The sequence below is a fragment of the Pseudofrankia inefficax genome (assembly GCF_000166135.1).
Taxonomy (GTDB): Bacteria; Actinomycetota; Actinomycetes; order Frankiales; family Frankiaceae; genus Pseudofrankia; species Pseudofrankia inefficax.
Window position 1 is genome coordinate 3,941,599 of sequence record NC_014666.1, and the last position, 12,362, is coordinate 3,953,960.

Genomic DNA, 12,362 nt, shown 5'->3' on the forward strand with positions numbered 1-12,362 from the left:
CCGTTCTGCTCGAGCCTCCTCGGTCATCCGCGAATAGCGCCTTCTCCGCGTTGACTGACACGCCAGCGTCGCCGACGCCGCTGGGTTGGCGGAGCCCGTTTCCCTGCCGCGGAAAAGCGGCTGTAGCGACCTGGAGAAAAGGCCATGACATCTGCTGTCGGCGTCGGCGAACCGTCCCTGGCGGCTCGGCTCGATCGCCTGCCGGTTGGCAGGATCCACCTCGTCGCGGTCATCTGCGTCGGGCTCGGGTTCTTCTTCGACACCTATGAGGTGTTCCTGGCCGGCACGTTGTCGGTCGTGCTGAAGCGGAGCTTCGGATTCGGCGGGGATTCGCTCAAGCTCCTGCTGGCCAGTGCCTTCGTGGGCCAGTTTGTCGGCGCGCTGGTACTCGGCCGGCTGGCCGACCGCATCGGCCGCCGCAGCGCGTTCTTGCTGAACCTGCTCATCTACTCGGTGTTCTCACTGGTCGGCGGGCTGGCGCCGAACGTCGAGGTCCTCGTCGGCGCGCGGTTCCTGGCCGGGATGGGGCTGGGGGCTGAGCTCACGCTCGGCGACTCCTACCTGTCCGATCTGCTGCCACCGCGGGCGCGCGGCCGGCTCATTGCCGTCGCGTACACGATCGGCTTCCTTGGCGTCCCGGCCGCCGGGTTTCTCGGCCGCGGGCTCGTGGCGCGCAGTCCGGTCGGCGTCGACGGATGGCGCTGGATGTTCTTCCTCGGCGCTCTCGGCGCCGTGCTGGTGTGGGCGCTGCGCCGGGTACTGCCCGAGTCGCCGCGCTGGCTGGAGTCGGTCGGGCGGCACGAGGAGGCCGACCGCATCGTCACCGCGTGGGAGACCGACGCCGTCCGGCGTGGGCACGCCCTTTCCGAACCGGCCCCCGTCCCGGGCCCGGCGGCGCCTCCCGAGACGGCACCGCGGCGCCCGCCGTTCCGCGTGCTGTTCACCGGGCCGTTCCTACGGCGCACCGTGATGGCCTGGATCATGAACGTGATGTCGGCGATCGGCTACTACGGATTCGGCACGATCGCGACCCTGGTGCTGGTCGCGAAGGGCTACACGGTGCTTACCTCGCTGAGCTTCCTCGCCCTCACCTATGTTGGCTATCCGCTCGGCTCGCTGCTGTCGCTGCCGGTGATCGAACGCTTCGAGCGTCGCGCCATCGTGGCGGTCTCGGCCAGTGGAATGGCCGTCACCGGGCTGCTGTTCGGGTTCGCCGGTTCCGGCACCACCGTGGTCCTGTGGGGAACCCTGTTTACCTTGATCAGCAACGTCTACTCCAACGGTTACCACGTCTTTACGGCCGAGCTGTACCCGACCGCGATGCGTGCCACGGCGGTCGGCGCGGCGTACGCGCTGAGCCGGCTCGTCACCGCCGCGCTGCCATTCGTCCTCATCCCCGTCCTCGACCACGCCGGGTCGGGAGCGGTGTTCACCGTGGTCGCCGCCGCCCTGGTCATCCTGGCCCTCGACGTCCTCGCGCTCGGGCCACGCACCACGGGACTGCCGGTGGACGAGGCCGCCGCTCTGCCCCAACAGCGGCCGGCGCCAGCACCCGCCGCGCGCGAACTGACACCGGCGCTGGAACTGGACCAGCCCGGTGGGCCGCGGCATGCCTGACGGCGCGACCCCGGCGGTCGCGGCCGCCGGGATCGCCGCGGGCGAGCGTGCCCCCCGTTCCGCGGCCGACGCCGCCGTGGCCATCTGCGCCGACCTGCTGCGGATCGACACCTCCAACTACGGCACCGACGATGGCCCGGGCGAGCGCACCGCGGCGGAATACTGCGCGACCGTTCTGGCCGACGCGGGCCTGCCTGTGGAGATCATCGAACCCCGCCCCCGACGCACCACGGTCATGGCGCGCTGGCCCGGACTGGACCGAACACGGCCGCCGCTCCTCATCCACGCCCACACCGACGTCGTCCCGGCGGAACCGGCCATCTGGAGCAGGCACCCGTTCGGAGCCGAGCTGGCGGACGGATGCCTGTGGGGTCGCGGTGCGGTCGACATGAAGTACTTCGTGGCCCAGGTGCTTGCGGTGATCCGGGCCTGGTCAGGCAGCGGGCAGCGGCCGGCCCGTGACATCGTGCTCGCCTTCGTCGCCGACGAGGAGAACGGCGGCCATCTGGGCGCGCGGTGGCTGGTCGAGCATCGTCGCGACCTACTGGACGACTGCACCGAGGCCATCGGAGAGGTCGGCGGGTACTCGGCGCGGCTGCCCACCGGGCAGCGGCTGTACTTCATCGAGACCGGGCAGAAGGGCGTCCTCTGGTTCGAGGTCACCGCGCGCGGTCCCGCCGGGCACGCATCGATGATCAATGACGGTAACAGCGTGGTGAACCTGGCCGAGGTTGTCGCTCGCATCGGCCGGCACGAGTTCCCGTACCGCCTCACCCCGACCACGCGCGCCCTGCTGCAGACCGTCGCCGACTGCGTCGGCGAACCGTTCGATCCGGTCGACCCAGAAGCGTTGCTGCGCCACCTCGGCCCGGCCGCCCGCATGATCGCTTCGTCGCTGCGCGACGTCGCCTCGCCGACCGAGTTGGCCGCGGGCGGAAAGACGAACGTCATACCGCCGCACGCCACGGCGCGGTTTGACTGCCGTTTCCTGCCCGGCTCCGAAGAAGCCTGCGCGGCGCGCATGCGCGAGCTGATCGGGCCGGGCGTCGAGCACCAGATCGTCTACCGCGCCATCGCGGTGGAGACCGAGTTCAGTGGGCCGGTCAGCGAGGCGATCAGGCAGGCAGTCATCGCCACCGATCCCGGCGCCATCACCGTTCCCTACCTCCTGCCCGCGGGCAGCGACGCCAAGCACTTCAGCCAGCTCGGCATCAACTGTTTCGGATTCGCTCCACTGCAATTGCCCGACGGTTTCGACTTCCCCGCGGCCTTCCACGGCGTGGACGAGCGTGTGCCGGTCGACGCGATCCGCGCCGGAGTCGCCATCCTGGAACGATTCCTGCAGTTGTGCTGACTCAGGCTCCCGGCAGGAATGGCGACGTTGTTGCGTCGAAGCGGTCCGAGGCGAAGGCTCGGGCTCGACCTCCGCCCAGCCGATCAGCAGTAGCGGGCCGCGAGTCCCGGATCGACGGATGATCTTGGGTCGACCCGTGCGATGACTTCGTTGGTTGTATCGACCTAGGTCAACTGCGGGCCCAGCTCGGTACAGCTTGCGATCGGTGGATGGGTCCGGCGTCGGCGAGGCGGTAGCCGCAGGGCGGGCATCCGCCGAGGTAGCGCTGTCGATCGGCTGGGGGGCGCAATCCTTTGGTCGAGCGCGAAGGTCATCTGCCTGAGCGACCCGGCCAGCCGCAGGCCGCAGATGGTGCGGGCACCTGGCTGGGTAGAGTCGTCCCCTGTCCGCGGGGGCCGGCCCCACGCCCACCGCGCCGTTCGCACTCGTCACCTTGCGCACTTCCGAATCGGGAGAGACTCTATGCCCGTGAACCAGCGTCCCACCTTGGGACCGATGGTCTCCGCCACCTGCCTGCAGCAGATGAGGATCTACACCGAGGACCTGGTCGGCCGAGGGCCTGTCCTGGGTGCCGGCAGGATGCGTGGGCAGGGCGTCATCGCCGACCTCGGCCTGCAGGGTTCCCGGCTGGACGACGACAAGCTGTTCCGCCTGTTCGTCGACACCTTCGGCATCGAAGGCACCCGCCTCTGCCTGGTCACAGGGGTGACGTCGGACGACTCCGGGGCCTATGTCGTGCAGCTCGTCGAAGGGGCGTGTACCCACCAGATGGAGGCGACGGAGCCGATGTGTGCCTACACACTGGGTGTCTTCGTCGGGGCGTTGCAGGCTGTGACCGGCGTCGTCATGCAGGGAACGGAGACCGCCTGTGAAGCAGCCGGCGACTCGACCTGCACCTTTGTGATCCGTCCGCACCGCGCGCTCATTTAGCAACGCTCATTGCTGACGCGGGCCCGGCCTACCTGGGCGTCGGGCGCAGGCGCCCAGGGGCCGGCTGTCAGCCCCGATGGTCTTCGGTTTCGAGGATGGTCGTGCGCAGGTCCGCGAGCTGAACGTCACGGCTAGCCAGCGCTGACTCGATCAACGCTGTCCGTCGGCGCTCGGCGTCCAGGTCGGCCTGCAGGACTCGGGCGGCTTCCTCGGCAGCGGCCAAGCGCTGTCGCAGGCCCGCGACCTCCTGGCGGTTCGAGGCCGCCGCCGACTCCAACGCGGCGATGGCAGCGCTCTCCATCCTGCCCATCTCGGCCTCCGCGCGGTCGGTCATCGCCTTGGTCGTGCCGCTCATCCGCAGCACCTCGGCCTGAGCCTCGGCGAGGGCGGCTCGGGTCTCGTCGAGTTGCCGCGTCACCAGGCCCAGCTTCGCTGACGTCTCGTCCAGTCGCCGCCGCGTGGTCGCCAGGTTCGTGGACATCGCCGTCTCGATGGGCTCGGGCGTTCGGACGACGGCCGATCGGGACCGCAGCACGCGGCTGGCGACGGTACCGGCGAGCGCCCCGAACACAAGCGTCGTCACCGAGGCCGCGACGTGACCGTCCTGGTGGTTGCGAGGCGTCATCGGTTTCCTCCCTGACGGAGTTTCACGGGCGTCACGGCGGCCCCGAACAGACGCCCGGAAGGCGTCTGACCACGGTGTCGACGCGCTGTGGCCGCCGGGGACACGTCGCTGTTGCGCGGCATCTGCTGAGGCTAGCGGGCAGGGCTGCCGGGCGGGCCAGGAGCCCCGGAGCCCCGGTGCACCCTCACCAGTAGTCGCGGGCGGTGCGCTGGACGGTGTCCGACCCGGCGCCGGGTGGCGACATCTCACTGGCGAGTCCCGGGTCGATGCTCAGGAGCAGAGCCTGGACGAGAAGCGCGACGTCGCCGCGACGCCGCGCGTCGATCTCGAAGACGGGCGCGATGATGCCGACTCGTGCCAGGACCTGGCGGTAGTCGTCCAGGCTGGCGGTGCGGCGGAGGTCCATTCCGGTGACGCCGACCGCCAGCGCCGTCTCGTCGATGACCGTTCGGAAGGCGCCGACGAACTCGTGCAGGTCCGCGAGCGGCGTCGGCCGGGCGTTGGTCATCAGGAGGACGACGCCGATCGCCCCCTCGGCGAGGATGTATCGCATGAAGTCGAACCGGTCCTGGCCCGGGGTGCCGTAGAGGTGGATCCGTTCGGTACCGGAGAGCCGCAGGACACCGTAGTCCATGGCGATCGTGGTGGTCGCCTTGATGTCCCTGGTCTCGTCTGTCGGCCGGGTCTCGGTGGTGACCGGGGGAATGTCGCTGATGGACGCGATCGCCGTGGTCTTACCCGCGCCCACCGGGCCAGAGAATACGATCTTGTAGTGGGTCACCGGTGTCCCTGAGAATGAGTCGGACGGCAGATGTCAGCCGGTGCGCAGTTTGTCGAACAGCTTGCGCAACAGAGGCCGTCTCGGAGTGGGAACGACGGCCGGCGGCGGTGACGGCGGCGCGGCCGCGAGGAGCGAGGCCGGCCGCGACGGGAGATCCGGGCGGACGAGGTCGACCGCGGCAGCCGCGCTGTAGAAGACGAAGACGTCCTCCGGTGGCAGGTGCAACAGGTCGATCGTCTGGCGCAGCGTGCTGGGCTGTCGAACCCAGAGGGCCGCGACGCTCATCGCGCCGGGTGTCACGATCAGCCGGGTGAAGTTGGGCCACTCCCGCAGGGCGAACGGGGTGTCGAGGGACGCGTCGAGTGGCAGCCTGCCTCTCGAGGCGCTCAACGCGAGCTTCCACAGCAGGACGTCGAGCGGCACCATGTCCGGGTGGTTGACGGCGTACTGGGGTGAGCGGGAGAAGACAAGAGTGGCCTGGGTGGGGAGGTCCTCGGTCCCGGCATACGGCCGTAGGCCGCCTTCGCCGCCGTAGACGACAGCGGCGTAGCTGGTCGGGTAGACGGCGATAACCGGCCAGGGTCCCTGGATGTGCACCGCCTGGCCGCGTTCCTCGGCGCGCCGCCACGCGGTGGCGACCAGCCCCTGCAGGAACCGCGCCGGGTCATAACGACGAACCGCGAGGGCAGCCTCACCGCGCGCCGGTGCCACGGCGCTGAGCCATCGATCCGGGGCGGGCGGGGATGTTCCAGCGTCGTCTGGCGGCGTCCAGAGCTCCGTCGGGTTCACTCCTTGGCCGTCCACCCGTCGTCTCCTGCTTCCTGGTAGGCCAGACCCGGCACGCGCGGTCCTGCCGGTCCACCGTCCGTCAGTGTCGCCCGGAACCGGGGCGACCGGGTCGACGCACGGCGTTCAGACGGCCTCGGCCAACGCTTCGGCGCCTCGGCGCACGTCGAGGAACGTCGTGCCCAGCTGAGCGTCCGGTCGGGTGACGACCACCAGCACGGTTTCCGGGCCCGCCCTGGTGAGCAGCACATGACCGCGCTGTCCCCTGATGAGGATCTGGTCGAGCGCTCCCCGGGTGAGTTCCATGCTCGCCTGACTCCCCAGAGCGAGCATGGCCGCGCTCATCGCGGCCACGCGGTCATGCTCGAACCCGGCCGGCAGCAGCGACGCCATGAGAAAGCCGTCCGTCGACACAAGTGCGGAAGCCTCAATGTCATCGGACGAGGCGTTGAGCTCGCTCAGGATGGAGGTCACCGACCGTTTCTGCACGCACGTCTCCCACGTCGTCGATGGTCCGTCCCGGGGTCACTCAGGATTTGACACACCGCGGCTCGGCTGACGGCTTCCCCCGACAGGCAGCCCGAGCCCGGCCAGCCATCGTACGGAGAATAGTGACGATACTTGACCGGCACGTCCCTGAGCCGCTGACCAGCCACGGTGGCCCTGTGGTGCCGCGGCGTCACGCTGTGGAGCAGCGTTCACGCCGGAGTCACCTGGGGCATGGTCCCTGCAAAAGTGCACTTCGTGGGGGGTAGCCTCGTCTGCCAGAGCCGGGCCTGTCTCCATCGCCGACGTGCGCCGCCCAGGGTGGCTCGGCGAACGCTTCCCTGACGGACGAGAGAGATGACGACGGTCACGATGCAGGACGAGGGGGGCAGTGAGTCGCGGCATCGCAGCACGTCGAAACGGTCGTGGCGCCCTCGAGCCCCGGCCTCGTACCCGTCGGAGCCCGCCCAGGCCGAGGCCGACGACGTGGAGCCGATCGTCGCCGAGAGGGCGGCCGGCGACGCACGCTTCGCGGACGCCGCGATGCCCCTGTGGGTGCTGCCGACCGTGCCGGTGCCGCCGGACGAGGTAGGTCCCCACCGGAATCCAGAGCTATCCAGGTCAATCGGAACCGTTGAGTACGGAGGCGCATCGGTGAGTATCCAGTCGGAGTTGTCGCGCGTGGTGTCGGAGCTGCGGCGGTCGATTCCGGAGTTGAACGGTGCCATGGTGGCGTCGGTGGACGGGCTGTCCGTCGCACACGACTTCCCCGAGCCGGAGGCCGAACGGATGGCCGCGATGGCAGCGACGGCCCTGGGCCTCGGCAAGCGCATCTCGGACCGGACCGGGCTCGGCGAGATGCAGGAGACGGTAGTCCGCGGCGACCGCGGCTACCTGGTGGTGTACGCGGCCGGCGAACAGGCGGTGCTGGTGCTGTCCGGCCCGTTCAACTCCAACCTCGGACTGATGCGGATCGAGGCGCGCGCGGCCTCGACTGAGATCAACAAGCTGCTTGGCTGAGCGCGACACCAGCCACTCCGCCGTTTCCTCCGCAGCCGCCACGGGCGGCGGCGTTGCCTGCGCTCGCGCGTCCTCGGACAAGCGGTGGCGACGGCCGCCGGGGCGGCCCCGGGTGGGACCTCCAACTCGTCGCGTCGCGTGGCCGCCCCTGCGGTCCCAGGTCGCCAGGTGCGGGACGACGACGTGCCGACGTTCACCGCCGGGGCGTGAGCCGCAAGGCCTCGGCTGACCCGGCCGCACCGACAGATCTTCCGTCTCTCCGGGCTCGGGGCTTTCGCGCACTGGCGGGACGGTCGCGGCGCGGCGTGAAGGGTACCCGGCGGGCACAGATGGGGCGATCGGGGCCAAACGGGGCCGTCTAGGTGATTGTTTGTCCCCGCCCGCGGAGGGAACAAGCGGAGTCGGTGCGGAGAACCGTGGTTCGTGATGCCACCGATCCAGGGCCGGGGCTCCAGCGGGTCGCGGCGTCGTGTGGTCGGCTGGCGTGAACCGATCGCGGACGGGGGTGGCAAGCGACGGAAGGATCTCGGATCCGGTCACCCGCGCGGAGGCGCGTGGGTCCTCATGAGGCGGAGGACGGCGTTTACTCGCCCCCGTCGCGGAGTGAACGTGTCGGACGGGTCCTGGATATCGAAAGCCTGTTCGTGGCCGGCGGCGATACGGGCCGGGTGATGGCCGCCAAGGACTGGTCCGCCACGACGCTCGGCCCGGCTCAGGGCTGGAGCCAGAGCCTGTGCACGTCAGTCGGCATCTGCTTGGAATCTCGTTTTCCGATGATAGTCATGTGGGGCGCCGACCTCGTATATATTTACAATGACGCATGTATACCGCATCTCGGTGACAAGCATCCTGATGCCATGGGAAAGACGCTCCACGACGTCTGGCCCGAGGTCTGGGATGAGCTGCGTCCGTTGGCCGCTCAGGTGATGTCCGGGGGTGGCGCGACGTGGTCGTCGAACAAACGTCTCCTGCTCCGTCGGCACGGCTACCTGGAGGAGGCATATTTCACCTTTTCCTTCAGTCCTGTCCGGGAGGCGTCCGACGGTGGACGCATAGCGGGCGTCCTGTCGACCTACCAGGAGACGACCCAACAGGTGATCCGCGGCAGGCGCCTGGCCTGCCAGCGAGAGCTCGCCACGACGCTGGCCAGGCTGCGGACGCAGCGGTCCGTGTGTATCCGCGTTCCATCCGTGCTGGGGAACTACCCGGACGACATTCCCTACTGCCTGCTGCTGCTCTGGGGACGATGCCCGTCGTTGTCCGCGCCGCGGTCGATCGCGTCGTCAGGGCTGAACGGCCGACGAACCGTCCGGGCCGCGCTCGTCGAACTCGAGAACAGCGGGGTCCTGCCCAGGATCATCAATACGACGTCGCTCGGAGGCGGTCGGGCCGTCTCGGAGCTCCCGCCGTGGGGCTCCGTCCGGCTGGCGGCCGGTTCTCCGCCGCCGCGAACCGCGGTAGCGGTGGCGTTGAGAAGCCGTGGGAGCGCCACGACCGTCGGCGTTCTCATCGTCGGGATCAGCGACCTGCTCGCGCTGGACCAGGACTACCGTGACTTCATCGAAACCATCGCCAATCAGGTTTCGCTCAGTCTGATGCTGGCACGTACGTATGAGGCGGAACGCACCCGCGCGGCTTCCGCGCAGCGGAGCTCCCTGCACGACGCCCTCACCGGGCTGCCGAACCGGACGTCATTCTTCAGGCAACTGAGCAGAGCGCTCCTCCGATCCGACCAGAAGAGCGGCCGGGTAGCCGTCTTGTTCATCGATCTCGACGGTTTCAAGGCGGTAAATGACGCCCTCGGCCACCGCGAGGGTGACCATCTGCTCCGCGAGGTGGCGGATCGGCTGCGGCGGACCCTGCGGCCCAGTGATGCTGTCGCGCGGTTCGCCGGCGACGAGTTCGCGGTGCTCTGCGAGGACATATCCACCATCGGCGCGGTCGAGGCGGTCGCCAGCCGCATTGTCGAGGCGCTTACGCTGGCCAGGTCCCGTGACAGGTTCGTGGTCACCGCCAGCGTCGGCATCGCCCTGTCCGGCCCGGAACTACTCGACCCCGAGGAACTGCTCAACGCGGCCGACCTCGCGATGTACGCCGCCAAACGGCAGGGACGCGGACGTTACCTGTTCTACGAGGAGAGCATGCGAAGCTGACTCAGTACCGGCGACGCATCGCGATGCCGCCCGCCGCCTGAAAGCTCGGCGCCTTATGGTCGCTGGTGGCGGCCCGTTGGCGGTGGGCGCTCGGTGTGGGGCGCGGCCCCGGCACGAGACGGCGTCCTTCTAGCGGTTCGTTCGCCCGAGATCGACTGGCAGCTGAATGCCGGTGATGTGGCGAGATTCGTCCGCGGCCAGCCAGGCCATGGCCTGAGCGATATCGTCGGGTGCGAGCGCCGGGTCCGGTAAGACGCCCTGGAAGAACGCGCCGAGCTTGTGGTCGCCGTCGAGCAGGGAGGGCAGTTCCGTTTTGAGACCCGTGTCGACGCCGTGCGGGTGAACAGTGTTTACCCTGATTCGGTGCGTGCCGAGTTCGTTGGCCAGGGATTTCGCTAGGCCCGTCACACCGTGCTTCGCCGCCGTGTAACCACCGATCAGCGGCAGTCCTCGCAGCCCGGCGACCGAGCTGGTGAACACGATCGATCCGCCCCAGCCCTGGGCGATCAGGATTGGTACGGCCGCCTTCACGGTGTGGAAGGCGCCGGTCAGGTTGACCGCGATCGTCTCGGACCAGTCCTCCAGCGAGATCTCCCACGTGGGGGCCACCGTCGTCATCCCAGCGTTCGCGATGACCACATCGAGCCGCCCGAGCTGTGCCACGCCATCATCCAGAGCTGCTTTCACACCTGCGAAATCGCGCACGTCGGCGACGCACGTGACCGCCCGCCGCCCGTGCTTCTCGACGAGTTGGCGGGTCGTCTCGAGATCTTCGCGGGTGGAGCCGGGATAGGAGGTTGTCGCCAGATCGGCGCAGACATCGAGTGCGATGATGTCCGCGCCCTCCCGCGCAAACCGGACAGCCGCTGCCCGCCCAATTCCTCGTGCTGCTCCGGTGATGAAGGCTACGCGGCCGTCGAAACGGTCTGCCTGCGCCATCTGCCTCTCCTCGGCTCGGAGTGTGAAGATCGGTCGCGAGCATCGCACCATGAGGTTGCCAGGGCCACGGCCGGTGCCGCTGATCGGGACTACGGCAGCTGCCGCGGGAGAGAGGTAATCAGGCTGGAACGGCTGGACGTCGTGGTGCCAGCTGAAGTCGAGATCAGGCTGTCCTGAGCTGTGGCGTCAGGCTGACGCGTTGCGCGCCAGAATCTGCTCGAAACCGCTGATGAGGCACGACAGCGCGAACTCGAAGTCGTCGTCGGTGGTACCGGTGAGCGAATGACCGGCGGCGACAAGGCCCTCCAGCAGCGGCATCACCGTCCAGTCGGCCATCCGGTGCCTGCGCTCGTCGAGAATCGCGGCGGCGTTCAGGCCGAGAATCCGCTTGTAGACGATCGCACCGCGGGTGTAGGTCGAGATCGTGTTGAAGATCTGGAGGGCAAGCTCAGGGCTGAAACCGGCGTCCGTGAGATGCTCGACGATCGCTTCGACCGGAAGGAAGACCTGGGTGGTGGTCTGACGGCTATAGGTGGAGACCCGGGCGAGCAGGAGGTCGGAGAGGACCTCGTCCTCCTGGTGGATCCGGCGGTAGGCCGTGAAGTAGTCGTGGAGCATCGTGGGCCACGGCACGCTGCGGGCGAACTGGGGCATACGCTCGGCCAGGTTCGCCGCGGCGACCTCCGTCATCGCGTGTAGCAGGTCCTCCTTCTTCCGAAAATACCAGTAGATGCTTGTCACACCGACGCCGAGCCGTTCGGACAGCGTGGACATGCTCAGCTGGTCGAGCGATACCTCCCTGGCGATCTCGTACGCGCCCCGCACAATTTCGTCTGCGCTGATGGAGCCTCTCGGACGGCGTCGACGCCGCGTCGCCGTCTCGCTCTCAGGCATGCTCACCGTCGCTCCTGCCGCGCTGGTTCATGACTCTCGCCCGCATCGAGCCGCTGATGGCCACAGGCCGATTTCCTCTGTATCACCCACCGGCACCATACCGGCCGCGTACCGGACGACCGGCCGACGGCTCGGTGATCGCCGGTGTGCGGCCCAGAAAATTCTCGTCGCGCTCCTGTCGCGGTGCCCGGCTGACGAAACGCCCGGCTCGGCCGGATGCCTTCGGCGTGCGCATCTTGTGCGTGTCGGACATACGGCAATCGGCGGTCGGCGCGGGGGCCACGGAAAGTCGGGTCGTCCTGTTGGGTAGGTGTGCTGCGAGACACGGCACGATACCTCCGCCCTGAGGCCCGACGGCTGACCAGTCCCGCTCAGTGGTCAGGCCTCGGCGGCGGCCGTGCGTCCGGCCGACTCGCGGCGGCGAGATTTCCGCTGAGCGGGAGCTGGCGGCGCGTGAACCGGCCCGGCCGGTACCTTCCGACACACCGTCTCCGACCAGGACGGACCTGGCAGAACCAGCCCGGCGACAGCGGCGGCCGCGGCAGGCTCGGCGCCGTCGTGACTGCCGGTGGGAGGTACCGGGGCGAACGTACCGGCTCGTCCCGCCTCGGGCGGGTGGGGCCAGGAGTTCTGGGGCACCTCGGTCGGCCGCGCCGGGGGCGACGATCCGCCGGGGCCTGGCGACACTGGGCGCCAGGTCGTCGCGCGCGTCGGATGCTCGGCACCGCGATGCCGGCGGAAGGTGGCCCAGCCCCGGTTCGGATGGTCAGGAGAACC

11 protein-coding genes are annotated in these 12,362 nt (G+C 69.1%); 5 read left to right on the top strand and 6 right to left on the bottom strand.

Annotation, left to right across the window (positions count from 1 at the left end; all coding sequences use genetic code 11):
* The first annotated feature begins 144 nt into the window (after positions 1–144).
* The 3 genes from FRAEUI1C_RS15965 (at position 145) to FRAEUI1C_RS15975 (ending at position 3,901) form a co-directional block, all read left to right on the top strand.
* Entirely contained in the window at positions 145–1,617 is a 1,473-nt protein-coding gene (locus FRAEUI1C_RS15965) for an MFS transporter (protein WP_013424340.1), read from the top strand.
* Entirely contained in the window at positions 1,610–2,971 is a 1,362-nt protein-coding gene (locus tag FRAEUI1C_RS15970; RefSeq protein ID WP_013424341.1) for a M20/M25/M40 family metallo-hydrolase, read from the top strand. Before FRAEUI1C_RS15965 ends, FRAEUI1C_RS15970 begins: the two co-directional genes overlap by 8 nt.
* Before the next feature lie 495 nt (positions 2,972–3,466).
* Positions 3,467–3,901 (top strand): 4-vinyl reductase, encoded by a 435-nt coding sequence (locus FRAEUI1C_RS15975; protein ID WP_232425445.1) that lies wholly within the window; start codon positions 3,467–3,469, stop codon positions 3,899–3,901.
* Positions 3,902–3,968: 67 nt separating this feature from the next.
* Here the strand turns inward: FRAEUI1C_RS15975 and FRAEUI1C_RS15980 are convergent, their stop codons facing one another.
* The 4 genes from FRAEUI1C_RS15980 to FRAEUI1C_RS15995 form a co-directional block, all read right to left on the bottom strand.
* A complete protein-coding gene (locus FRAEUI1C_RS15980) occupies positions 3,969–4,526 on the bottom strand; it encodes a hypothetical protein (RefSeq protein WP_013424343.1) in 558 nt (185 codons plus the stop codon).
* A 184-nt stretch (positions 4,527–4,710) separates the two neighbouring features.
* Entirely contained in the window at positions 4,711–5,274 is a 564-nt protein-coding gene (locus FRAEUI1C_RS15985; RefSeq protein ID WP_232425446.1) for a GTP-binding protein, read from the bottom strand.
* A gap of 66 nt (positions 5,275–5,340) precedes the next feature.
* Complete coding sequence (locus FRAEUI1C_RS15990) at positions 5,341–6,018, bottom strand: hypothetical protein (protein WP_232425447.1); 678 nt, start codon at positions 6,016–6,018, stop codon at positions 5,341–5,343.
* A gap of 201 nt (positions 6,019–6,219) precedes the next feature.
* Positions 6,220–6,567, bottom strand: a complete 348-nt coding sequence (locus FRAEUI1C_RS15995) for a roadblock/LC7 domain-containing protein (RefSeq protein ID WP_232425448.1) — start codon at positions 6,565–6,567, stop codon at positions 6,220–6,222.
* A 369-nt stretch (positions 6,568–6,936) separates the two neighbouring features.
* On the opposite strand from FRAEUI1C_RS15995, the gene FRAEUI1C_RS41100 reads away from it, so the two are divergent.
* Positions 6,937–7,599 carry a roadblock/LC7 domain-containing protein gene (locus FRAEUI1C_RS41100; protein ID WP_013424347.1) on the top strand — a complete coding sequence of 221 codons (663 nt, stop codon included), beginning with the start codon at positions 6,937–6,939 and terminating at the stop codon, positions 7,597–7,599.
* 554 nt (positions 7,600–8,153) lie between these two features.
* Positions 8,154–9,752: a diguanylate cyclase domain-containing protein gene (locus tag FRAEUI1C_RS16005; RefSeq protein WP_013424348.1), complete on the top strand. Its 1,599-nt coding sequence runs from the start codon at positions 8,154–8,156 to the stop codon at positions 9,750–9,752.
* 129 nt (positions 9,753–9,881) lie between these two features.
* Here FRAEUI1C_RS16005 and FRAEUI1C_RS16010 read toward each other — a convergent pair whose 3' ends face one another.
* Positions 9,882–10,691 carry a mycofactocin-coupled SDR family oxidoreductase gene (locus FRAEUI1C_RS16010; protein WP_013424349.1) on the bottom strand — a complete coding sequence of 270 codons (810 nt, stop codon included), beginning with the start codon at positions 10,689–10,691 and terminating at the stop codon, positions 9,882–9,884.
* 186 nt (positions 10,692–10,877) lie between these two features.
* Entirely contained in the window at positions 10,878–11,516 is a 639-nt protein-coding gene (locus tag FRAEUI1C_RS16015) for a TetR/AcrR family transcriptional regulator (protein ID WP_049806921.1), read from the bottom strand.
* Positions 11,517–12,362: the final 846 nt, after the last annotated feature.